This is a genomic window from Paenarthrobacter sp. YAF11_1 (assembly GCF_052113445.1).
Classification (GTDB): Bacteria; Actinomycetota; Actinomycetes; order Actinomycetales; family Micrococcaceae; genus Arthrobacter.
On sequence record NZ_JBFRDF010000017.1, the window covers coordinates 1 to 21295 of the forward strand.

The 21295-nt window shown below is 61.4% G+C and carries 22 protein-coding genes, 2 tRNA genes and 1 pseudogene; 6 read left to right on the forward strand and 19 right to left on the reverse strand.

What is annotated here, in order from left to right:
- Window positions 1-167: pseudogene (locus AB4Y77_RS20610) on the forward strand (HNH endonuclease); the annotation flags it as partial.
- 60 nt (window positions 168-227) lie between these two features.
- Here AB4Y77_RS20610 and nrdF read toward each other — a convergent pair.
- The 4 genes from nrdF to nrdH form a co-directional block, all read right to left on the reverse strand.
- A complete protein-coding gene (nrdF, locus tag AB4Y77_RS20615; protein WP_011775019.1) occupies window positions 228-1202 on the reverse strand; it encodes a class 1b ribonucleoside-diphosphate reductase subunit beta in 975 nt (324 codons plus the stop codon).
- Between the two features lie 123 nt (window positions 1203-1325).
- On the reverse strand, window positions 1326-3467 hold the full coding sequence (gene nrdE, locus AB4Y77_RS20620) for a class 1b ribonucleoside-diphosphate reductase subunit alpha (protein WP_442015226.1): 2142 nt from the start codon (window positions 3465-3467) through the stop codon (window positions 1326-1328).
- 11 nt (window positions 3468-3478) lie between these two features.
- A complete protein-coding gene (nrdI, locus tag AB4Y77_RS20625; protein ID WP_442015187.1) occupies window positions 3479-3949 on the reverse strand; it encodes a class Ib ribonucleoside-diphosphate reductase assembly flavoprotein NrdI in 471 nt (156 codons plus the stop codon).
- Window positions 3950-4011: 62 nt separating this feature from the next.
- Window positions 4012-4254: a glutaredoxin-like protein NrdH gene (gene nrdH, locus AB4Y77_RS20630; RefSeq protein WP_011775022.1), complete on the reverse strand. Its 243-nt coding sequence runs from the start codon at window positions 4252-4254 to the stop codon at window positions 4012-4014.
- 396 nt (window positions 4255-4650) lie between these two features.
- On the opposite strand from nrdH, the gene AB4Y77_RS20635 reads away from it, so the two are divergent.
- Both AB4Y77_RS20635 and AB4Y77_RS20640 read left to right on the forward strand, forming a co-directional pair.
- The gene (locus AB4Y77_RS20635) at window positions 4651-5616 is read left to right on the forward strand and encodes a LysR family transcriptional regulator (protein ID WP_354513182.1); all 966 of its coding nucleotides are present in this window, start codon (window positions 4651-4653) and stop codon (window positions 5614-5616) included.
- A 50-nt stretch (window positions 5617-5666) separates the two neighbouring features.
- On the forward strand, window positions 5667-6173 hold the full coding sequence (locus AB4Y77_RS20640) for a DUF2004 domain-containing protein (protein ID WP_311212995.1): 507 nt from the start codon (window positions 5667-5669) through the stop codon (window positions 6171-6173).
- Between the two features lie 38 nt (window positions 6174-6211).
- Here AB4Y77_RS20640 and AB4Y77_RS20645 read toward each other — a convergent pair whose 3' ends face one another.
- From AB4Y77_RS20645 to AB4Y77_RS20670, 6 genes are read right to left on the reverse strand one after another with little or no spacing between them, the layout of a single operon-like run.
- The gene (locus tag AB4Y77_RS20645; RefSeq protein ID WP_442015188.1) at window positions 6212-6916 is read right to left on the reverse strand and encodes a hypothetical protein; all 705 of its coding nucleotides are present in this window, start codon (window positions 6914-6916) and stop codon (window positions 6212-6214) included.
- Window positions 6913-7938 (reverse strand): VWA domain-containing protein, encoded by a 1026-nt coding sequence (locus AB4Y77_RS20650; protein ID WP_442015189.1) that lies wholly within the window; start codon window positions 7936-7938, stop codon window positions 6913-6915. Before AB4Y77_RS20650 ends, AB4Y77_RS20645 begins: the two co-directional genes overlap by 4 nt.
- Complete coding sequence (locus tag AB4Y77_RS20655) at window positions 7935-8915, reverse strand: vWA domain-containing protein (protein ID WP_442015190.1); 981 nt, start codon at window positions 8913-8915, stop codon at window positions 7935-7937. Before AB4Y77_RS20655 ends, AB4Y77_RS20650 begins: the two co-directional genes overlap by 4 nt.
- On the reverse strand, window positions 8906-9376 hold the full coding sequence (locus AB4Y77_RS20660; RefSeq protein WP_311236086.1) for a hypothetical protein: 471 nt from the start codon (window positions 9374-9376) through the stop codon (window positions 8906-8908). Before AB4Y77_RS20660 ends, AB4Y77_RS20655 begins: the two co-directional genes overlap by 10 nt.
- The gene (locus AB4Y77_RS20665; protein ID WP_442015191.1) at window positions 9357-10286 is read right to left on the reverse strand and encodes a DUF58 domain-containing protein; all 930 of its coding nucleotides are present in this window, start codon (window positions 10284-10286) and stop codon (window positions 9357-9359) included. Before AB4Y77_RS20665 ends, AB4Y77_RS20660 begins: the two co-directional genes overlap by 20 nt.
- A gap of 12 nt (window positions 10287-10298) precedes the next feature.
- Window positions 10299-11306, reverse strand: coding sequence for an AAA family ATPase (locus AB4Y77_RS20670; protein ID WP_442015192.1), 1008 nt, complete (start codon window positions 11304-11306; stop codon window positions 10299-10301).
- Window positions 11307-11470: 164 nt separating this feature from the next.
- Between AB4Y77_RS20670 and AB4Y77_RS20675 the strand changes: the two genes are divergently transcribed.
- Window positions 11471-11674, forward strand: coding sequence for a hypothetical protein (locus tag AB4Y77_RS20675; protein WP_311213002.1), 204 nt, complete (start codon window positions 11471-11473; stop codon window positions 11672-11674).
- Window positions 11675-11681: 7 nt separating this feature from the next.
- Here the strand turns inward: AB4Y77_RS20675 and AB4Y77_RS20680 are convergent, their stop codons facing one another.
- The 5 genes from AB4Y77_RS20680 to AB4Y77_RS20700 all read right to left on the reverse strand — a co-directional run bounded on the left by AB4Y77_RS20680 (window position 11682) and on the right by AB4Y77_RS20700 (window position 17409).
- Window positions 11682-12554, reverse strand: a complete 873-nt coding sequence (locus AB4Y77_RS20680) for a carbohydrate ABC transporter permease (protein ID WP_396136290.1) — start codon at window positions 12552-12554, stop codon at window positions 11682-11684.
- A gap of 2 nt (window positions 12555-12556) precedes the next feature.
- On the reverse strand, window positions 12557-13426 hold the full coding sequence (locus tag AB4Y77_RS20685; RefSeq protein ID WP_311213003.1) for a carbohydrate ABC transporter permease: 870 nt from the start codon (window positions 13424-13426) through the stop codon (window positions 12557-12559).
- Entirely contained in the window at window positions 13423-14796 is a 1374-nt protein-coding gene (locus AB4Y77_RS20690; RefSeq protein WP_442015193.1) for an extracellular solute-binding protein, read from the reverse strand. The genes AB4Y77_RS20685 and AB4Y77_RS20690 overlap by 4 nt, the downstream gene beginning before the upstream one ends.
- Window positions 14797-14839: 43 nt before the next feature.
- The gene (locus tag AB4Y77_RS20695; protein WP_442015194.1) at window positions 14840-16039 is read right to left on the reverse strand and encodes an ROK family protein; all 1200 of its coding nucleotides are present in this window, start codon (window positions 16037-16039) and stop codon (window positions 14840-14842) included.
- 224 nt (window positions 16040-16263) lie between these two features.
- Complete coding sequence (locus AB4Y77_RS20700; RefSeq protein ID WP_442015195.1) at window positions 16264-17409, reverse strand: class I SAM-dependent methyltransferase; 1146 nt, start codon at window positions 17407-17409, stop codon at window positions 16264-16266.
- Between the two features lie 188 nt (window positions 17410-17597).
- On the opposite strand from AB4Y77_RS20700, the gene AB4Y77_RS20705 reads away from it, so the two are divergent.
- Complete coding sequence (locus AB4Y77_RS20705) at window positions 17598-17975, forward strand: cupin domain-containing protein (RefSeq protein WP_442015196.1); 378 nt, start codon at window positions 17598-17600, stop codon at window positions 17973-17975.
- Between the two features lie 64 nt (window positions 17976-18039).
- On the opposite strand, the gene AB4Y77_RS20710 is transcribed toward AB4Y77_RS20705, so the two are convergent.
- Window positions 18040-18112 (reverse strand) — tRNA-Ala (locus AB4Y77_RS20710).
- 402 nt (window positions 18113-18514) lie between these two features.
- On the opposite strand from AB4Y77_RS20710, the gene AB4Y77_RS20715 reads away from it, so the two are divergent.
- Window positions 18515-19105, forward strand: coding sequence for a ScbR family autoregulator-binding transcription factor (locus tag AB4Y77_RS20715; protein ID WP_311213008.1), 591 nt, complete (start codon window positions 18515-18517; stop codon window positions 19103-19105).
- Between the two features lie 118 nt (window positions 19106-19223).
- Here AB4Y77_RS20715 and AB4Y77_RS20720 read toward each other — a convergent pair.
- The 3 genes from AB4Y77_RS20720 to AB4Y77_RS20730 form a co-directional block, all read right to left on the reverse strand.
- Window positions 19224-19299, reverse strand: a tRNA-Ala gene (locus tag AB4Y77_RS20720).
- Between the two features lie 115 nt (window positions 19300-19414).
- The gene (gene rsfS / locus AB4Y77_RS20725; protein WP_311213009.1) at window positions 19415-19819 is read right to left on the reverse strand and encodes a ribosome silencing factor; all 405 of its coding nucleotides are present in this window, start codon (window positions 19817-19819) and stop codon (window positions 19415-19417) included.
- Window positions 19820-19877: 58 nt separating this feature from the next.
- A complete protein-coding gene (locus AB4Y77_RS20730; protein WP_442015197.1) occupies window positions 19878-21290 on the reverse strand; it encodes a hypothetical protein in 1413 nt (470 codons plus the stop codon).
- Window positions 21291-21295 lie beyond the last annotated feature (5 nt).

The window sequence follows — 21295 nt, forward strand, 5'->3', positions numbered from 1 at the left end:
GCGAAGCCTGCAACCACACCAAAGAAAACCCCGGCTGGACCGCAGAAGCCCTGCCCGCAGCAACCATGCCCGCCGACACCCACACCCTGAACATCAGCACACCCACCGGACACACCTACCAATCCAAAGCCCCGCCACTACCCGGACACCGGCCCTCCAGAACGTGATGCAGACACAAGAAAGGCGGACAGCGATTGCTCGCTGCCCGCCCTCAATAAAACACAAGCCTAGAACTCCCAGTCCTCATCCTCCGTGTTGACGGCCTTGCCAATCACGTAGGAGGAACCCGAGCCGGAGAAGAAGTCGTGGTTCTCGTCGGCGTTCGGGGACAGTGCCGACAGGATGGCCGGGTTCACGTCGGTGACGGAAGCCGGGAACATGGCCTCGTAGCCGAGGTTCATGAGGGCCTTGTTGGCGTTGTAGTGCAGGAACTTCTTGACGTCCTCGGCCAGGCCGACTCCGTCGTAGAGGTCGTGCGTGTACTGGACTTCGTTTTCGTACAGCTCGAAGAGGAGCTCGAAGGTGTAGTCCTTGATTTCCTGCTTGCGGGCCTCGGAAACCTTCTCCAGGCCCTTCTGGAACTTGTAGCCGATGTAGTAACCGTGCACGGCCTCGTCACGGATGATGAGGCGGATGAGGTCGGCCGTGTTCGTGAGCTTGGCGCGCGAAGACCAATACATGGGCAGGTAGAAGCCCGAGTAGAACAGGAAGCTCTCCAGCAGAGTGGAGGCAACCTTGCGCTTCAGGGGATCGTCGCCCTGGTAGTAGTCCATGACGATCTGCGCCTTCTTCTGCAGGTTCTCGTTTTCGAGGGACCAGCGGAAAGCGTCGTCAATCTCCTTGGTGGAGCACAGGGTGGAGAAGATGGACGAGTAGGACTTGGCGTGCACCGACTCCATGAAAGCGATGTTTGTGTACACGGCTTCTTCGTGCGGGGTGATCGCATCAGGGATCAGCGAGACAGCACCGACAGTGCCCTGGATCGTGTCCAGGAGAGTGAGGCCGGTGAAAACGCGCATGGTGAGCTGCTGCTCATCCGGCGTCAGGGTGTGCCACGACTGGACGTCGTTGGAGAGCGGCACCTTTTCCGGGAGCCAGAAGTTGTTGACGAGCCGGTTCCAGACTTCCACGTCCTTGTCGTCCTGGATCTTGTTCCAGTTGATGGCCTCGACGTGTGTCAGCAGCTTGACCTTTTCGGTCATTTCATCCCCTTTAAGCGATGGTTTTTCTTGAGATAAGCCTACGACGGCGGGTGGTGGCCCGCCGTCGTACTCTTTAGTTTTGAATGCGGCCAAGGCCGCGATTAGCCAACCAACGAAGATTGACTAGAGCGCACAGCTGACGCAGCCCTCAACTTCGGTCCCTTCGAGGGCCATCTGGCGGAGACGGATGTAGTAAAGGGTCTTGATGCCCTTGCGCCATGCGTAGATCTGCGCCTTGTTGATGTCACGCGTGGTGGCGGTGTCCTTGAAGAACAGCGTCAGGGACAGGCCCTGGTCCACGTGCTGCGTGGCAGCTGCGTAGGTGTCGATGATCTTCTCGTAGCCGATTTCGTAGGCATCCTGGTAGTACTCCAGGTTGTCGTTGGTCAGGTACGGAGCCGGGTAGTAGACGCGGCCGATCTTGCCTTCCTTGCGGATTTCGATCTTGGCGGCCACCGGGTGGATGGAAGACGTGGAGTTGTTGATGTAGCTGATGGAACCGGTGGGCGGTACGGCCTGCAGGTTCTGGTTGTAGATGCCGTGCTCCATGACCGAAGCCTTCAGCTCGCGCCAGTCATCCTGGGTGGGGATGTGGTGGCCGGCGAAGAGTTCGCTGACGCGGTCCGTCTCCGGAACCCATGCCTGCTCGGTGTACTTGTCGAAGAACTCGCCGGTTGCATAGGTGGACTTCTCGAAGCCGCCGAACGTCTGGCCGGTCTCGATGGCAAGGCGGTTGGAGGCGCGCAGAGCGTGGAACAGCACCGTGTAGAAGTAGATGTTGGTGAAGTCCAGGCCCTCTTCGGAACCGTAGTGAACGTGCTCGCGGGCCAGGTAACCGTGGAGGTTCATCTGGCCAAGGCCGATCGCGTGGCTCTGGGCGTTGCCCTGAGCGATGGACGGCACCGAGTTGATGTAGGACATGTCGGACACAGCGCTCAGGGCGCGGATGGACGTCTCGATGGAGCGGCCAAAGTCCGGCGAGTCCATGGTCTTGGCGATGTTCATGGAACCGAGGTTGCAGGAAATATCCTTACCCACGGTCTCGTAGCTGAGGTCCTCGGCGTAGATGGACGGCGAGGAAACCTGCAGGATCTCCGAGCACAGGTTGCTCATGGTGATCTTGCCGTCAATCGGGTTGGCCCGGTTCACGGTGTCTTCGAACATGATGTACGGGTAGCCGGACTCGAACTGGATCTCCGCGAGGGTCTGGAAGAACTCGCGGGCGCTGATCTTGGTCTTCTTGATCCGGGAATCGTCAACCATCTCGTAGTACTTCTCGGTCACCGAGATGTCGGAGAACGGAACACCGTAGACCTTCTCGACGTCGTACGGGGAGAAGAGGTACATGTCCTCGTTCTTCTTGGCGAGCTCGAACGTGATGTCCGGAACCACAACGCCCAAGGAGAGCGTCTTGATACGGATCTTCTCGTCAGCGTTCTCACGCTTGGTGTCCAGGAAGCGGTGGATGTCCGGGTGGTGGGCGTGCAGGTACACGGCACCTGCACCCTGGCGGGCACCGAGCTGGTTGGCGTAGGAGAAGCTGTCTTCGAGGAGCTTCATCACGGGGATGACGCCGGAGGACTGGTTTTCAATCTGCTTGATCGGGGCACCGTGCTCGCGGATGTTGGTGAGCGAGAGAGCCACACCGCCGCCACGCTTGGAGAGCTGGAGGGCGGAGTTGATGGCGCGGGCGATCGACTCCATGTTGTCTTCGATGCGAAGGAGGAAGCAGGAGACGAGCTCGCCGCGCTGTGCCTTGCCGGCATTGAGGAAGGTGGGGGTAGCCGGCTGGAAGCGGCCGTCGATGATCTCATCGACGAGGCGGTTGGCCAGGTCTTCGTCGCCGCGGGCCAGGTGCAGGGCAACCATGCAGACGCGGTCTTCGTAGCGCTCCAGGAAACGCTTGCCGTCGAAAGTCTTCAGCGTGTAGGACGTGTAGAACTTGAAGGCGCCGAGGAAGGTCTCGAAGCGGAACTTCTTCTTGTACGCGCGGTTGAAGAGGTCGCGGATGAAGTTCATCGTGTACTGGTCGAGGGTCTCGCGCTCGTAGTACTGGTTCTTCACCAGGTAATCGAGCTTCTCTTCCAGGTCATGGAAGAACACCGTGTTGTTGTTCACGTGCTGCAGGAAGTACTGGTGCGCAGCTTCACGGTCAGCTTCGAACTGGATCTCGCCGTTGGGGCCATACAGGTTCAGCATGGCGTTGAGCTCGTGATAACCCAAGCCCTTGAAAGCCTCAGGCAGCGGCTTCTTGACCGTGTCCACAGCACCCCCGGTTACTTCTGTTTCTGCGACAGTTGTGTCCAAAACTTTTCCAGCCCTTCGTTGACCCGCTGAACGTCTTCCGGCGTCCCCATGAGTTCAAATTTGTAAAGATGCGGCACCTTGCACTTGACGGAGATGATGTCCCCCGCTGCGCAGTAGTTGTCCGCGAAATTGGTGTTCCCTGCTCCGATAACACCGCGGATCAGTTCCCTGTTCCTGGGATCGTTGAGAAATCTGATGACTTGCTTCGGCACCGAACCCTCGCCGTTGGTTCCGCCGTAAGTGGGCAGTACAAGGACGAAGGGTTCGAGGGCCTGAAGCGGAGCATCCTGGGCGTAGAGCGGGATGCGTGCCGCATCCGTACCCAGTTTCCGGACGAATCGTTTGGTGTTCTCGGAGGTCGAGGAAAAGTAGATGAGGTGACTCCTCGTGGTCACAGCTTCTGCAGCATCGCGTACGGGTGCCGCTGCCAGCGGTGCCATGGGAGTCACCTCGACTACATAGGAATTCTTAGTGTGCTGTGGTGGCGAAGTTTGAATGAAACTTAGGCCACGGAGGAAACGGCCTGGGCCAGTTCCTCGATCTTGTCCGGGCGGAAACCAGACCAGTGGTCCTGCTCGGTGACGACAACCGGAGCCTGCATGTAACCCAGTGCCTTGAGGCGCTCAAGGGCCTCGGCATCCTGGGAGATGTCGACACTCTGGTAGGCAATGCCCTTCTTGTCGAGTGCCCGGTAGGTTGCGTTGCACTGAACACAGGCCGGCTTCGTGTAAACCGTTACGGTCATGATCCCTGTCCCCTTAGTTGAAGTCTGTCGCTCTTCGTATCTGGCGGGCTCAACCGGAACTAGCTACTGAATCCGATACCGGCCCGCGGGCTGCCGTGACAGCCAACACGCTCTGATTTTGTCTTGTGCTGGTTTCCCGCTCAATCCGTAAATCGATACTACATGTAGTGCAAGCGTCGAACTGGAACCCCAAGATGATGTATTACAAGTATGTCATTCAATCCACCGCTCGTCCACAGGCGAGGGCCCTCAAAATGTCCGTGATTCCGCCAAATTGAGAGATGTCATCCACACCCTGTGGACTACTTAGCCACATTTAATCTTCAGCGTGTCGCCGGGATACGGCGTGTCGTGACACTTTGAAAATGTGGCGTGGCGAACAGCTAAAATCTGCTGATGGTCAATCTCCTCCACCTCCGGACGCTCATGGAAGTAACCCGTTTGGGTTCCTTTGCTGCTGCCGCCGCCCAGCTTGGCTACACAGCCTCGGCAGTCTCCCAACAGATGGCCGCGCTGGAACGCGATACCGGCGTCGAGCTTTTCCAAAGGTCTGCGCGGAGCGTTGTTCCCACGGAAGCTGCCGTGACCATGACCCGGCACGCATCGAAGGTACTGACCGACGTCGAGGCCCTCATGGCTGCGGCTTCACGAACCAACGACTCCCCCGCGCAGGAACTGAGGCTGGGCATCTTCCCCAGCCTTGCCACCTACGTGTTGCCGGAGATCCTCCGGAACGATCGGTGGAACGGGCTGGGCATTGAGCTCCGCGTCTCCGTGGCGGAACCTGCCCAAACCATCCAGGGCCTGCGCAGCGGCGGCGAACTGGATGTGGCGCTGGTCTACCAAGTGGGACAGTCCGGACTGGCCTGGCCGCACTCCCTGGAACGGCAGTGGATCGGGGACGACGACTTCAGGGTGGTGCTGCCGGCGTCCTGGAAAATCCGGGAAGACGCCGAGATAGAAGCCGCTCACCTGTCCGACATGCCATGGATCGTCCACCACCCCGGAACCAGCGACGCCCTGGTGATTGAGCGCCTGTTCGCCAGCTGCAACCTCCACCCGCGGGTGGTGGCCTACAGCGACGACTTCCACGCCAGCCTGGAGATGACCGCCGCCGGCCTGGGTGCCTCGCTGGTACCCGAACTGGCACTCCGGAACCGGCCATCCGGCGTCGTTGTCCTTGACGTCCCGGACATTCGGCTGGCGCGTAATGTCTTCGCCCTGCTCATTAACGAAAAGCGGACGGCGCAAGTGCAGTTGTTCACACAACTGCTGGCCGACACCCTCCGGGAGACATCGGGTAAGAGCGGACTTCACCCCCTGAAAACCGCGCCTGTCAAGGGTCCGCAACGGCGCAGGTGAAATATCCCCAAGTGCTGGAACCCGCCGGTTGATGGGGTTAGATTGATCACATGGGCAAGGTAGCGAGCAAACATTTTGGGGAGATCGAGCTCAACCACGGGCGTGAACATTGCTTCGTCGCGAGACACGAACTCGCCGGCAACCAGCTGGAACTGGACCTCAATGTCACCGCGCACGACCACTTCGATGAGGCCGCCATGCGCAAGGTGGATTACAGGCTGCGCTTCCTGCCCGAACTGGTGGACCAAGTCAGGGAAATGATTGCCGACGAGCTTGACCAGGACGGCACCAATCCCCAACAGTTCCTGCATTTCCACAGCTCACAGCTCAAGGACGAGCAGCTGGAATCGGTGTTCGGCGTCCGGGACAAGGGCCAACTGACCAATGATGTGTTCCTGAAGGCCCTCAAGCTCGGCCACGTCGCCATCTACCCCGGACAGCCGGAACGGTATTTTGTCCTGGACTTCACCCTCGGATCTCATTTCACTGACGAGCTCCTGGTAGTCGCGGCTGACGAAGACGGCGTGGTGGACGACGAAATCCTCTGGGAGTCGTAAACAGCTTTAACAGCGAACGACGGCGGCCGGTGAAAGGTTCACCACGGCCTGTCCACACGCGGGCCATCGTCAGGACTCCGCAGATATTCTCCACGTTCCTGCCCCTCCGAGCGTTCCCGTTGGGCTCGTTGCGCGCTCTCCTCCAACTCTTTGAGCTGTTCCTGTGGCGGCGTGGCCGGGGATTCGCCGGAAGGCTGTTGCGCCTTGCCGCTTTGGGAATTTCCCTCGGCAATTTTGATCGTGAGCCGGTCCTCTGCGGCGGCAAGGGCGGCGCCCTCCCCCGCGGTGTTCGCGGGACCGTCAGCACGGCATTGCGGCGGCGATGCCTCCGCGGCAGCAAGACCTTCGGTAAACAGCCGGGCGGCAGCGTCCCCGCCCCCTGCCGCGTCCCCCAATTTCTCGATGCTCAGGACAAGGTTGACCCGGACTTTGCACTCGTCATCACCGGGGCCAAGCCGCAAAGCGGTCTCAAAGTCTTCCCGTGCAGCAGCGAAGTCACCCCCCAGCACCTGGGCGTCCCCGGAGGCGAACGGTGCCTTGTGCGGCTCCACGAAGTTCACTGCATGCAGCCAGGAAGCAGCCCGGGCCACCTCACTTTCCTGACCGGCAAGGTAGGACTCCGCGGCCGTACCACCCAAGACGCCCACGCTGAGGAGTTTCGCGGCAACAGCGAGCGCCAGCAGGGCCGGTGGAGCGGACCACAGCGCAAGCCGGAGTCGCCGTCGTCGTGCATTGTGGGTCATGGTGTGCGCTCCTTTGCTGCTGCTGGGCGGAGGTTCAGGAGTGCGGCGAGGTGGCGCAGTGGTTCGTGGAGTACCAGCAGGAAGGCAGCCAGGGCGAGCAGCCAGTAGAGCTCAATGCGTCCGGGGGTGTCCGCGTCGCTGATGGTGAGCGCACCTGGCTGGGCCTTGCCGAGCATGTCCGACGGCGGCTCTGTCCCGGTCCGGTGTGCGTAGGGGAGGCGGAGTTGGTCGGCGATGGTGCGGAGTTGGTCTTCGTCGATGCGTGAAACGGCGTCCTGCGCGGTGTCGGAGCTGCGGTCCGTGAGGTAGCCGGCGTCGGCATCCGGGGTTTCCTTCATGCGTCCGCCCTGAGGGGTGCCGTATCCGAGGACTGCTCCCCCGGCTACGTTGGCGGCGTCCAGTGCCGGAGGCTGCTCGGCGCTGGTGTTTTCGCCATCGCCGGCGTAGAAGACCAAAGCGGGCCGGCCAGGGTGTTGCTCCTTGGCTGCAGCAAGCCGATCTTTGAGTAGCTGTGCTGCACCGGTGACGCTGCTTCCCTTGGCGTATCGGGCGTTTTGGGGTTGCAGTGTGGTCATGGCAGTCTGCAGCGCGGTGGCGTCACGGGTGAGGGGCATGCGGACGGCGGCTTTGTTGTCGAAGGTGATCAGGGAGAATTTGGCACCGGCGAGCTCCTTGGCTATCGCCATGACATCGCGTTGGACCCCTGCCAGACGGGTATTGGAGCCGTTGTAGTCTTCGGCTGCCATGCTGGTGCTGGTGTCCACCACGAAGAAGACGTCCATCTCCGCGGTGGCGGTGGTGGCCTGCCCACCAGGCCAGCCCGGCCGGAGCATGGCCAGGAGCAGAAGCACGACGGCGGCACCCCGCAACGCTGCCGGCCTCGCGTTCCGTGGCGGTTGGCTCCGTCCAGGCTGGCCCGGCCTCCACGGTCTCCTCCGCGTCAATGCCAGCACCGTGAACACCAGCACGGCGGCGACGGCCAGGATCAGCAGGGGCCACGGGATGACCGGGGCGAAGGTCATGGTTCCAGCCTCCAGCCAAGTACCAGCATGCCCGTTCCAGCAACCAGGGCGATCCCGAGCGGCCAGGCGGGAGCATCGGCCACCACCGCCTGAGGAGCTGCACGGTACCTGGTGGCTTCTGTCTCCTGCACTTTCCCTACGATGCCCGGAACGGTCTCAGCGCTGTCCACGGTGAAGTAGGAGCCCTCGGTGCGCTCAGCGGCAGCCCTGAGTTGGGCACCGGGTTCATCGGGTTGGTTGCCGTAGTCCATGTCGCTGGGGTTCAGTGCGTAGACTTTCACTTTTTTGTCGGCGGCCAGGGCTGCCGCTTCCTCCAGGCTGAAGATCGGCTCGCCGGAGAGGAAATTATCGGTCGCCAGCACCACGGACCGCGAGCGCTGGGCATCGGCGGCGCCTGTGTCATCGGGAAAGCTCTGCACGCAGGACGCCAGTCCGTCGCCGATCAGTGAGGAGCCTGCACCGTTCCAGGTGCCGTCGAAGAAGGATCCTGCCCCGCTGTCCAAGGCTTCCTTCGCTTCGGCGAGCTGTTCGGCGGCGTAGTCGTAGTCGTCGGTGAGGGGAAAGAGTTGCACGCTGCTGCTGTCGAAGATGACCATGCCGATCCTCTCGCCGTCGAATTCCTTGGCGAGTTCCTGGAACACGGTGGCTATGGCGGCGTCGGTGCTGGTCATGGATCCGGACACGTCCAGGCAGAGCACGATGTCCCTGTTCCGGATTTCCGGTTGTTCCGTGGTGCGCAGGATGGGCCTGGCAGCGGCTGTGGCGGTGGCGGCGAGGAACACGGCACCCAGAATGACTGCCACCATCAGCCGCAGGCGGTACCTGCGTAGTGCGTGCTGGTACTCCGGCAGGTCGGTCAGGCGGTCACCGTGCGCGATGGGCCGGGCCTGTGGAGGACGACGACGGCGGTACAGCCAGGCGTTGATGGCCACCGCTGCTGCGGTCAGGGGAAGGATCCACCAGTAGCTCAGTTCCATCCGATCACCACTTGGCGTGCAGCCTCCGCTGAGTGCCCCACGGGGTGGATGGGCACACGGGCGAATTCGTTGGGGTAGATGCCTGCGATTCCTTCAGCCAGGTTCTCGAGTCCTTGGCGGCGGAGATCGTCCAGCGTCATGGACGTGACGGGCAGCCCTGTGGCTGTCCCGGCGAACTCCCGCACGAGGAAGCTGAGTCTTTGGTGGGCGTCGCGCACTGGTATTCGTCCGGCGTCGGCGTCTTCTGCTGTGGCGTTGATGGCCGTCAGGCACGCGGAGCGCAGGGCGTCCAGGTCCTGATGTTGCGGTCTTTGTCCGGCTGGCGGTCTCCGGCGGGCGGGACGGAAGATCCAGGCGTACCAGGCACCCACCACCAGGACCAGCAGCAGGCCGGCCCAGAGCCATTGTGGCTGATACTGCAGCGGCGCGAAGAAGCCGGCATCATCCTGCACAGTTGCCACCCCCAGCGGCACCCCTGGCAGTTGGTGCACCCGAACGGTGCTTCTCAAGAAGTGCAAAGACGGCAGGCAAGAGGTCCGCGCTGCCTGAGGTTTGTTCCTCGGCTATGCCCAGCCGGCGGAAGATGGAGCTGCGGTGTTCGCCGCGTTCCACCATGGCAGCTTCATAGGCGGCCTGGATCTTGCTGTCGGCGGCCAGCGGCAGAGGAATTCCCTGCCCCGTGCCCACATCCATACTGTTCGTGGCACCTTTGTCTGCCACCGGTGTGAGGTTAGCGTCCCGCACGGTAAGCCAAAGGACTTCGTGCCTGCCTCGAAGCCTGCGCATCAGGCCCTCAGTACGGGCATCGGGCATGAACTCATCCGCGACGGCAACAACCAGCAAGCGTCCCTTCAGGTATCTCAGGACATAGTCCAGTTGCTCCGCGAGGGAACTGGCAGGCCCGTCCAGGCCGACGCTCGCATCAAGCTCCTGCAGCAAGCGTTCCAAGTGCTCCTCGCCGCTGCGGGGCGGTACATACCGGGTTGTGGTCCCGTTACCGTGCAGGAGGCCGACGTCGTCACCGTGGCGACACGCCAGATACCCCAGCACTCCGGCTGCCTGCACAGCGATGTCCTTCTTGGACTCACCGGACAAAGCCTCGGCAGCCATGGTCCGGCCGGTATCGACGAGCAACAGCACCGAGTGCCGGCGAACTGCCACATACCTTTTGACCAAGGGCGATCCGTGCCGTGCGGTGGCTTTCCAATCAATGTCCCTGACTTCATCTCCGGGAACATAGGCCCGCAGCTCATCAAAGTCCAGGCTGCGGCCTTTGAAAACGGAGCCGTATTCGCCGTCGAGCAGGGTCAAAGTTCTCCGGTGGGCGAAGATGAACATCTTCGACTTCACCCGCCGAAGCAGGCTGGGCACTGGCAATCCCCGCTACGGTGTCTGGACAGATGCCACGACGGCATCAATGACGGTTTCCACCGGGACACCTTCAACCACAGCGTCGAACCCGAGAATGATGCGGTGCCGCAGGATGCGGTGGGCAAGGCTTTTGACGTCTTCGGGAATCACGTGGTCACGGCCATTGAGCAAGGCAAGGGCCCTGGCTGCCTGGCTGAAGGCAATGCTGGCCCTGGGACTGGCGCCGAACTCCACAAGGTTGGCGAGCTTGGGCTCCAGATACTGGGAAGCATTGCGGGTGACGTAGGCGAGGCCCACGATGTACCTGACGATGGCGGGGTCGATGTAGACCCGTCGCACGAGGTCCTGGACCTGGACCACGGCATCCAGTGAGGCAGCAGCCGGCGGCTTCTGGTCGGCATCGAACACACCGGCATCAATCCGGCGGATGACTTCTGCTTCCTCGGCCGGGCTCGGGTAGTCCAGGACGTCCTTGAGCATGAAGCGGTCCATTTGGGCTTCGGGGAGCCGGTACGTCCCTTCCTGCTCGATGGGGTTCTGTGTAGCCAGCACCAGGAACGGCTGCGGCAGAGGGTAGGACTCGCCACCGATGGACGTCTGCCGTTCCTGCATGGCCTCCAGCATGGCACTCTGGGTCTTCGCGCTGGATCTGTTGATCTCATCCAGCAGCACGATGTTGGCATGGACCGGGCCCAACTGGGTGACGAATGTTCCTTTGGCAGCATCGAAAATCTGCGTGCCTGCGATGTCGCTGGGCAACAGGTCCGGAGTGCATTGGATCCGGCGGAACTCTGCGCTGACCGATTCCGCGATAGCCTGGGCCGCCGTGGTCTTGGCAAGGCCCGGCACACTTTCAAGCAGCACATGGCCGCCCGTCAACAACCCGATGACCAACGTCTCACGAAGCCTGGCCTGGCCCACCACTTTGTTCTCAAAACTCCGGATGATGCTGCCGACGAGTTGTTGGGCACGGGCCATGTCCGGTGCATCGATTCCGGCCGTGGCTGTGGTCTGTTGCACTCGTGGTCCCCTCGCTGGCGTGTCTGTCTCCCGGCAGGCTCCGGAACCCGATGCCGGGCACCGGATGCTTCCGCCTCCATGGGCCACTCTATCCAAGCCCTCCCTGTTCAGGGCCGCAATGGGGACCCCTCCCCATGCAGCCCTTCGAGGTCTATCCTTTTGCCATGCATCAGCTACCAGCCGCCTATCAGAAGTACCTCGCCTCCCAGGACCAGCACGTCATCGACGCCGTTCGGCCCGTTCTCCTGCAATCAGCCGCCGACGAACGCCACGGGGTCCGGATCACTTTCAACCGGGGACCCACCGGCCACCAAGCCCACCTGGACGAATCCATCCCCTACGGCGAGATCATCGAGGACATCGACTGAGCGCCGGCTACCCCTTCATGGCTCCAGACAGGGCAAAAGAGTTCCCCATGCCCCGGGAAACCAGCGCGTAGAGCAGGAGCACCGGGACCGAATAGAGGATGGAAAAAGCAGCCAACTGGCCGTAAGCGATTGCTCCGTGCTGGCCGAAGAAACTGAAGATCGACACCGCCGCCGGCTGCTTGCCCGGTGACAACAACAGGATGAAGGGCACAAAGAAGTTTCCCCACGCCTGGATGAAGACGAAGATGAACACCACACCGAGCCCCGGCCTCATCAGCGGCAGGACAATGGTGCGCAACGCCGTCATGGCTGACGCCCCGTCCATCCAGGCAGCCTCCTCCATTTCCAAGGGAACCGAGTCCATGAAGTTCTTGGTCATCCAAATCGCCATGGGCAAAGTAGTGGTTGCCATGAAGAAAATGGTGGCCGCCATGGAATCCAACAATTGAAGTTGGACGAACAGCCCATACACGGGCACCATAATGGCCGTGACCGGCAACGAGGTGCCGAACAGCACCGTGTACATGAACGGCTTGTTGAACCGGGACTGGTACCTGGACAACGGATACGCGGCCAGCACGGCAGCAAGAAGGTTCACCACGGCCGTACCGGCAGACAACCACAAGCTGTTGGCCAACGGCTGAAACAACAGCTCAGGAGTCAGCACCGCACTGAAGTTGGCGATCGAAGGCCCCGATGGCACCTTGGTCTGGTATCCGGCCTGGGGATCGACGGCGGCCAGCAGCAACCACAATAGAGGCGCCACAAAGCAGACTCCGATCACGGCAAGGGCGATATCCGCACCCAGCCGGGCCCTGGAACGGGAGGTGCCACCCGTCGTCGTACGTGTTGTCTTGTCCTGCGCCCGCAGTCCCCTAATGGTCACGGGCGCCGCTCCCTCAGGAGCCGAACGTAGACGGCACCGAACACCATGCCCAACAGGATCAGGACCGAGGCCACCGCTGTTCCATAGCCGATGTCGCCAAACTTGAACGCCTCCTGGTACGCCAGGACCGGCAAGGTAGTGCTGGCGTTGGCCGGACCGCCTGCCGTCATCACCCAGATGAGGGTGAAAACGGCCAGTGTCTGGAGGGTAATCAACATCAGGTTGGTGGTGATACTGCTCCGGATCAGCGGCAGGGTAATGAACGTGAGCCTCTGCCACCCCCGGGCGCCGTCCATGAGCGCGGCCTCGGAAATGTCCCGTGGCACGTCCGCCAAAGCAGCCCGGTACACCAGCATGGAGAACGCGGTGCCGCGCCAGGTGTTCGCCAGGATGATCGCCACCAGGGGGAACGAATACAGCCAGTCCACGCCGTGGAGACCGACGATGCCCACCACTTGGTTCAGGGTTCCGTCCCGGTTGAAGTAGGCATAGGCGGCAAACGCGGCCACAATTTCCGGAAGCACCCAGGCAGCAACAACTGCTGTACCCACTATTGAAGAGACCACCTTGCCTGAACGCGTCATCAGCAGCGCAATCAGCAGGCCCAGCACGTTCTGCCCCACCACCGCAGACGCCGCGACAAAGACCACTGTCAGCCAGGCCGACAGCGGAAACGAGTCGTCGCTGAACATCCGGGCATAGTTATCAACACCCACCCACTGCGGGTCCTGCGCTGCTTTGCCCGTCAACGCAGCATTGGTGAACGACGCGTAAAACGACCAAGCCACCGGGGCCACGAGGAAAAGCACGAGCAGGAGAATCGACGGAACTACCGGCAGGTGCCGCAGAACGCGGCGGATGGTCATTTCTCCAGGACCTTGTCCTCACCCACAAGCTTCCGGACGGTGGCATCGTATTCTGCTGCGGCGTCCTCGGGGCTTTGCTTGCCGGTTATCACTGACTCCGTAGCCACTTGGACGGCGGTGGAAATCTTCGGATAGTCAGCAGTGGCGGGCCGGTAATGCGTCACGGCCACCAGGTCTGAGACATCCTTGACGAACGGGTTGGCTGCCAAATAATCAGCTTCCGCGGCGACATCGGTCCGGACGGCAATCTGCGAATTGTTGATGTCGTAAGCCAACGCGTTCTTCTTGTTCAGTGCAGTGGTGAGGAACTGGAAGGCAAGGTCAGGGTTCTTGCTCTTCGCACCCACCGCAAGTGTCCAGCCGCCGGACATGCTGACACCTCCGGGCTCCTGTCCATTCCTGGTGGGGAACATCGCGACGCCCATGTCCTGCTCATACCCTGCCCACTCGTAGGCCCCGCCCTTTTGCCAGAACGACGGCGTATAGGAACCTTCCACGGTGGCCGCCAGTTTGCCTTGCGGGAACCACTCGCCAAAGACCTTCTTCCAGACGTTGGCATCCAAGGCCTCGGCCGGGCTCACTGCGAGTTTTTCGTCGTAGAGGGTCTTCAAGAACGCCAGCGAGTCAGTAAACCCCTGGGAACCGACCACCCACTTCTTGGCGTTCTCGTCATACAACGTGCTGTCTGTCCCGTAGAGGAGCTCATAGAAGCCCTGCATGACTGTGCCTTCGCCAGTCCCCTTGCCTGCGTACATGTTGAAGGCGATCACGTTGGGGTCGGAGGCCTTCACGGCACGGGCCGTGGTAAGGATGTCATCCCAGGTCTGAGGCTGCCATGGCAAGGAAATGCCCGCCTTTTGAAGGACTGACTTGTTGTACCAAATGGCTCTGGTGTCCGTACCGAGCGGCACCGCATAAATTCCGCCATCATCTGCCCGGCCGGCCGCTTTGGCGGCTTCGTTGAACAGGGACCAGTCATCCCACTTCTCAAGGTAGGCATCAAGCTTAAGGAGGTACCCGGCGTCGACGTCCGAACGGACCTTGAACGTGTCCTCGTAGAAGACATCCGGCGCCGTGTCCGCGGAACGCTGCGCGAGGGCAAGCTTGGTTCCGTAGTCGTCATCATTGGCCTGGATGGGCTGAAGCTCAACGGCAACCCCGGAGTTTGCGGCTTCGAACTCCTTCTTGGCGTCCTGCATGACGGCGTCGAGGGCAGTAAAAGCATCCGTTTTCTGATAAACAATCTTCAGCGTCTTGTCCCCGGCCGCATCAGGCGTCGGCGAACAGGAGCTTGCTCCCACAACTACGGCGGCGACTGAAGCGATGGCGGCAAACTTCGCCGCCACGTGCTTCAAGCCGGCTAACTTCATTGGGCGGCCCATGGTGCTCCAATCCGTCAAACGTCGCGCTGGTTCAGCCTTCCAGAAGGAGCCGCTGCGCCCGCGGTGCCAGCATGTGCTCCAAAACGAGGCATGCGGCACCGATTGCGCCGACATCCTCACCCACTCCGGTTCCTACAACTTCGAGGTCATGGATCATGCGGGCAGCATTGTTCCTGTCCAACAGCTCCGGAACCCGCTCCAGGAAATAGGGCGACATCCGGCCCCAGAAGGGACCACCAAACACCACGCGCTCCACATCCAGGGTATTGGTCACCACGGACACTGCACGGGCCACAAGGGTGGCCGACTTATCCAGAATGGCAATGGCTTTTTGGTTCCCGGCGTCGGCTTGGTCGCACAGGGCCGCAAACCGCTCCTGGACTTCGGGACCGTCTGCCCCCTCACGGTGACCGTCCAAGACACCAGCTGCTTCAGCTTCGGCCACCAGGACCTGAGGGATGCAGGAGGACTTAACACATCCGTGCAGTCCGCAATCACACAACGGACCGGAAGGGTCAACCACGATGTGGCCGATTTCGCCTGCGTTGCCGGAGGTTCCACGGACTACTTCATCGTTGAGCACGATTCCGCAACCGATGCCGGTACCCATGTACATGAAAACAAAGCTGCCGGCGCCGCTCGCGCCGCCTGCCCAGGTTTCAGCTACAGCTGCGCTGGTGACGTCCTTGTCAACCAGGGTCTCCAGCCCGGTGGCTTCACTCAAGGCCTCACGGATACGCACCCGGTTCCACCGGGTCAGCAGGGGCGGGTCCACCACGGAGCCTTCATCCAGGTCAATGGGTCCTGGGACCGCAACGCCAAGACCAGCGATCTTGGATGCGTCCACGCCCGACTCTTCGACCAAAACCTTGATCTGCGCGGCAATGCTGGTGATCACGCCGGCGGGGTCCCCGCCAGGGGTGGACATCCGGGAATGCCGGACGACGTCGCCCAACAGGTCAAGAACCACAAAAGTGATAACGGCGGGGTCCAGATGGACACCAACGGCATACATCCCAGCCGGGTTCAACCGCAGGATGGTCCGCGGCTTGCCCGGCCCCGATCCTTCCTTGCCGGCCTCGACGATCAGCTTTTGATCCAGCAGCCGCCGCGAAATATTGGAAATGGTTTGGGGGGAAAGTCCAACAATCTGTGCCAGCTCCACACGGCTGAGTCCCTGCGCCGACCGCCGGATCGCCTCCAGAATGACAGTCAGATTGAAGTCCCCCATACGGGGTAGATTCGTTCCGCGCCTCGGTGTCGGCTGCCGGATCTCAGTCACTGATGCCCCTCGTCATTCGGAAAAACTTCGTCGAATTTAGTCTCTGTCTGCATCGTACGATACCCACAGCTCCACAGGTACGAGCACACGCTGGCGACGAAGTCAGAGGTTGGTAACGATGCCACTGAATTGTATGCGACAGCTTCCCGGACCGTGCCTTGATGACGGTGCCCTCAGGATTTGATACTGCGTGTCACCGTGAACTTCGGGTTACGGCCTTCCGCCGACGTTGGCCCAATCAGCCGCTCCAGCGCACCCCGATACTGCAAGTGACTGTTGTAGACGGTCCACAACTCCCCACCCGGCGCCAGCATCCGTCCGGCGGCTTGGAACATCTTCAGCGCAGCGCCTGCATGGACGCTGGCGCCTACATGGAACGGCGGGTTCAGCAGGATGAGGTCAGCACTGCCGGGTTCAAGCGTGGACATCGCGTCATCATGAACGACGGCGACCCGGCTTCCCACCCCGTTGGCCTCCGCGGTACCCCGGGCCGAAGCAACAGCAGCGGCGGATTGGTCCGTTGCCACCACATTCGCCTCCTCATGGCGCCGTGCGTACATGGTGGCCAGGATCCCCGTTCCACATCCCAGGTCCACCACGCGCCGGGCAGCCGGCATCCGGTCCAGGAAGGTCAACAGGTAACGCGTCCCAATATCCAGGCGGGCTCCCGAGAAGACGGCACCATGTGCACAGACTGTGATTCCCAATTCCTGCAATGGCTCAACAACGGGGAACGGTGGCGCGTCCGGAACCGGTTGGGGATCCCTGGCAATGAGCACCCTGGACTTCTGCCGGGCAAGTTGTGGTTGGACAGAGGAAAAGTACTTCTCCAGGACTGAATTCATACCGGTGGACATATGCTTGACGCGGCCACCTGCCAGCACCACCGTATCCGGCGCTGCGAACCGGGCAACGGCGTCGGCGATTTCCTCCAACTCAGCCAGCGACTTCGGCAATTGAACAAGTACCAGCCCTGCGTTGCCGAGCAACTCCGGACCTAGCCCATGCTGGGTGAAACGGCCCTCGAGACCTGCCGTAGTTGCGTTGCGCTCCAATGCGAGCCGCCCCGTGAAAAGGTCCTGGTTAACACGGACATGCCCGACGCCGAGCCCCACCAGCGCGCCCAGCGTCAGGGCACCGTAGCGGTCGCCAACAACGACGACGTCGGTGTGCTGGCCCGCCATCTTTGCCGCTGTTTCCAGCAAAATCCGGTCAGTGGCGTCGTAGGCCTGCAAATTGTCCGCTTCGACGTCCGGGAACCTGCTCAAGCAGCCAAACAGGGTTTCCAGTTCCAATGCCGTCACGATGGAGGTTCTCACTTTCGTTGCGTTTTTGACTCGACTTTGTCAGTGCTTGGGAGGAACCTGAGAGTGCAGCACGTAAACACCTGGTCGTCCCGTCAGTTTGGTAAGCCAATCACAGAGGCGGCCGGCACACGTCGTGGTGACCAAGGAGCCAGGCACCGGGACCATCCATCATCCGGCTCCCCCCTCCCCTGCGAGAAGCCATGAGTGTCAATGTTGTCATGAACCTTGAAGTAAAGTCCCACAACTCTCCCAACGAGACGCGCCGCCCGGACAAGACCGTGCTGGACCTCGTCACCGTGGGAGAGTACACAATCGGCCGTATGACCTTTGAGCCGGGGTGGACCTGGGCTGACTGCATCAAACCTGTAGTGGGCACCGACTCCTGCCAGTTGAGCCACGTTGGATTCTGCGTTTCCGGCAGGCTGGACGTTGAAACCGACGACGGCGGCCAGATCAGTATTGCTGCCGGCGACTCCTACACGATCCCGCCGGGCCACAACGCTCACGTGGTAGGCGACGAACCGTTCCAAGGTGTGGAGTTCGTCAGTGGCGCCGAGTTCGCCCGCCCCCCTGCATAAAGGAGACAAGCTTCCAGGACATGCAAAAAGACCCCGCTCAGATGAGCGGGGTCTTTTTCCGAAGTGGAGCTGAGGGGACTCGAACCCCTGACCCCCTGCATGCCATGCAGGTGCGCTACCAGCTGCGCCACAGCCCCGGATTTGTTGATTTTCCAGCGAAGTTTTTCTCTTCCCGTCGAAGCAACTCGTCAATACTAACCACAATCCATCGAGAAGCGAAATCGGCAGAAAGTGAACTGCGTCACCCCAAGTCGTGACTTATCAGCTACGGCTCCTCAATGGAACCTGGCAGCCGAGGCGCGCTGGACGAATCCGCCGCGCCTCCCCCCAAACCGGCTGCCTGGGAGCGCGCTGTCGGCCAGCCCGCCCCCATGAAGTCTAAGATCGATACTTCCAGAAACCAAACCGTCCAGTCGGTTTAATTGAGCGACCCACCATTGCCCGGTGATAGCGTTGTGGGGTTCCAGAGGCGCCACTGCCAGCATCCCGTGACAGATCATCCGGCCCCACCACATCGCTCGAAAGGTCAGCCACTACCGATGCAGCAACGTGCGCAGGACACCCGACTGGCAGTCATTGAAGGCGCAGCCCGTGTCTTCGCGGAGATTGGGTATGGAAACGCCAGCCTGGCTGACATCACCAAGCGCGCGGGCGTGACCAAAGGCGCACTCTATTTTCACTTCACGTCCAAGCGTGAGCTTGCCTTGGCGGTCATCGCCGAGCAACACGCGCTGGTCCAGTCGGCGGGCTCGGAGATCGCCGCTTCCAACGACACCGCGCTGGAGAAAATCATCGGACTCTGCAGGATGTTCGGGCAGCAACTGCTGGATGAACCGATTGTCCAAGGTGGTATCCGGCTCACTTTCGAAGCCTCTGCATTTCAAGCTGACGTCTCCGGCCCGTATCAGGACTGGATCAACACCGCCCACCACTTACTGGCGCACGCCCAGGCGGAGGGGGATGTCCGCGCCGATCTGGATGCCGCCGCCTTCGCCCGCTTCTTGATTGCATCATTCACAGGAGTTCAGATGGTCTCCGAAGTCCTCACTGCGCGGGAGGACGTCATGGCCAGGATCGAACAGATGTGGGACTTCATGCTGCCGGCCTTGACATCAGGTACAAGCAACTAGGCACACAGTCCTTGAGTCGCCGGCGACGAACTGCGTAAGCCCGGGCACAGCCAGCCGGATCAATTGTCTCCGGGTACAGGAAAGGGTCCTGCTTCCTTGACGAAAGCAGGACCCTTGATGGTGGAGCTGAGGGGACTCGAACCCCTGACCCCCTGCATGCCATGCAGGTGCGCTACCAGCTGCGCCACAGCCCCATATTCTTGCTGCTTCGCGTTCAGCATTTCAGCCATCCGCGCCGAAGCAACTCAAATATCTTAGAACAGCGTTTCCGAAAATTCCAAATCGGGCATATTCGGTTGCCGTGAGTTCCTAGTGCTCGGAGTCCTCCGCGGAAACAACCTTGGCGGAGGCATCGTCACCGAGCTCCAGGTCCACCACAGGGCAGTCCTTCCACAGACGCTCCAGTGCATAGAACACGCGGTCTTCGGCGTGCTGGACATGGATCACGATGTCCGCGTAATCCAGCAGAACCCAACGGCCTTCAGAGCGGCCCTCACGACGCACGGGGCGAAGATCCTGCTTGAGCAGCTCTTCCTCAATGCCATCAACGATTGCATTGACTTGGCGCTCGGTAGGAGCGGAAGCAATCAGGAAGATGTCAGTGAGCGCCAACCGCTCGCTGACGTCCAGCGCAACGATGTCTTCGGCGAGCTTATCGGCCGCGGCACGCGCGGCGTGACGGGCGAGGGTGATGGATTGTTCATGTGCAGACACGGGGACTCCTTGTTGTGGCCTGTGGCCTTGGTTTGGCGTATGCCGAGATAAAGCGGAACTAGCCGCTGGTGATCATGATGATGCCGACGATGAGCGCAACAAGGCCCAGAGCCAAAACACCGTACTGCAGCAGCCTGCCGCGCTGCGCCCTGGCAAGTCCTGCAGTATTGACGTCCAACGGATCAAGTCCGTAAGCCGTACTGGCGGAAACGGGAGGTCGTTGCGTCTCTTCGCTGTGCTCCACCGGCGCAACCGGCTTCTTCCTGGCGGACCTGGCAACAGCTTCCGCTCTGGCAAGAACTCCCGCGCGGCCCCGAGAACCTGGCTTCTTGATCTGGGACGGGTCATCCAGCGTGGGCCCTGCCGAGGTGATTAACGGCACGAACGTGGTGCTGGGACGCTTCATGACCGGACGCTCAACACCAGGAACCTTGACGAACTCCAAAGGAGTCACCATGGCCAGGTTGTTGGCCGTGGAAGGACCTGACGTAGCCGCTGGAGACTTTGCCTGCTCGACCTTGTTCTGCTCAGCCTTGTTCTGCTCAGCCTTGTTCTGCTCGGCAAGCTTCTGCTTGGCTGCAGCGCGTTTATTCAACACGGCCGCACGTTCGGCCAAGGCAATCTGCTCCGCCAAGACCGCTGGATCAACAGCCAACGGATCCTGCTCAGCAATGTGCTCCAGCTTGGACGTCTGGTTCTGGACCTGCGCCGCGATCAACTCACGGACAGCAAGCGCCTGCTCCACAGACATTCCGGATTCCGGGCCGTCCTCCGGGGCCTTGATCTTGGGCGTGGTCTTGTCAGCAGGAGTTTCGTGGCCCCCCGACGTGCTTTTGTCCTTGGCGATTCCGTGGTCGGCCTCAGCTTTGGCGGCCTCGGGTTTTGCTGTGCCGGACTTGGCGACCGCGGGCTTTGCTTCCGCAGACTTCGGAGCTTCGGACTTTGCTGTGCCGGACTTGGCGACCCCGGGCTTTGCCGCTTCCTGCGTGGAGCCCGGCGCCGGAACGATCGGGTTCATTGACGTGGCAACTTCGGCTTGGAGCTGCTGAAGTCGAAGCTGGCGCCGCGTGGGAGGCCCACCTCCGGAGAGCTGCTCTTCTTTGTCCGCGAGTTCCTTGATGGTCCGCAGAGCTGCGCGGTCGCGTGCCCGGACCTGAGAGGATCGCTCCTGCGCTGCGGTTCCTACGGCATCCACCGGCCCATCAGCAGCACGGCGGTTACGGGCAGCCGGACGGTCAGCACCAGCAGCGTCAACAGTGGCGGGTGTCTTGGAATTCACGTCGGCTTTTGCCGGTGCTTTGGGCTCCGGGGTAGTTTCTGGCTGCGACTTCGGCTCCGCTGGGGCGTCTGCCTGTGCGGTGGCGTCTGCCTGCGCAGTGGCTTCTGGCTGCGCAGTGGCGTCCGTCTGCTCTTCCCGGGCGCGGCGAAGCTCACGCCTGCTGCGGATGGGTCGCTGTTCCTGGCTGCTCATTCAAA

Coding starts and splice junctions, on each gene's coding strand:
- nrdF (WP_011775019.1), bottom strand. CDS start 1,202: ATGACCGAAAAGGTCAAGCTGCTGACACACGTCGAGGCCATCAACTGG.
- nrdI (WP_442015187.1), bottom strand. CDS start 3,949: ATGGCACCGCTGGCAGCGGCACCCGTACGCGATGCTGCAGAAGCTGTG.
- nrdH (WP_011775022.1), bottom strand. CDS start 4,254: ATGACCGTAACGGTTTACACGAAGCCGGCCTGTGTTCAGTGCAACGCA.
- AB4Y77_RS20635 (WP_354513182.1), top strand. CDS start 4,651: ATGGTCAATCTCCTCCACCTCCGGACGCTCATGGAAGTAACCCGTTTG.
- AB4Y77_RS20640 (WP_311212995.1), top strand. CDS start 5,667: ATGGGCAAGGTAGCGAGCAAACATTTTGGGGAGATCGAGCTCAACCAC.
- AB4Y77_RS20645 (WP_442015188.1), bottom strand. CDS start 6,916: ATGACCCACAATGCACGACGACGGCGACTCCGGCTTGCGCTGTGGTCC.
- AB4Y77_RS20650 (WP_442015189.1), bottom strand. CDS start 7,938: ATGACCTTCGCCCCGGTCATCCCGTGGCCCCTGCTGATCCTGGCCGTC.
- AB4Y77_RS20655 (WP_442015190.1), bottom strand. CDS start 8,915: ATGGAACTGAGCTACTGGTGGATCCTTCCCCTGACCGCAGCAGCGGTG.
- AB4Y77_RS20675 (WP_311213002.1), top strand. CDS start 11,471: ATGCATCAGCTACCAGCCGCCTATCAGAAGTACCTCGCCTCCCAGGAC.
- AB4Y77_RS20685 (WP_311213003.1), bottom strand. CDS start 13,426: ATGACCATCCGCCGCGTTCTGCGGCACCTGCCGGTAGTTCCGTCGATT.
- AB4Y77_RS20690 (WP_442015193.1), bottom strand. CDS start 14,796: ATGAAGTTAGCCGGCTTGAAGCACGTGGCGGCGAAGTTTGCCGCCATC.
- AB4Y77_RS20695 (WP_442015194.1), bottom strand. CDS start 16,039: ATGGGGGACTTCAATCTGACTGTCATTCTGGAGGCGATCCGGCGGTCG.
- AB4Y77_RS20705 (WP_442015196.1), top strand. CDS start 17,598: ATGAGTGTCAATGTTGTCATGAACCTTGAAGTAAAGTCCCACAACTCT.
- AB4Y77_RS20715 (WP_311213008.1), top strand. CDS start 18,515: ATGCAGCAACGTGCGCAGGACACCCGACTGGCAGTCATTGAAGGCGCA.
- AB4Y77_RS20730 (WP_442015197.1), bottom strand. CDS start 21,290: ATGAGCAGCCAGGAACAGCGACCCATCCGCAGCAGGCGTGAGCTTCGC.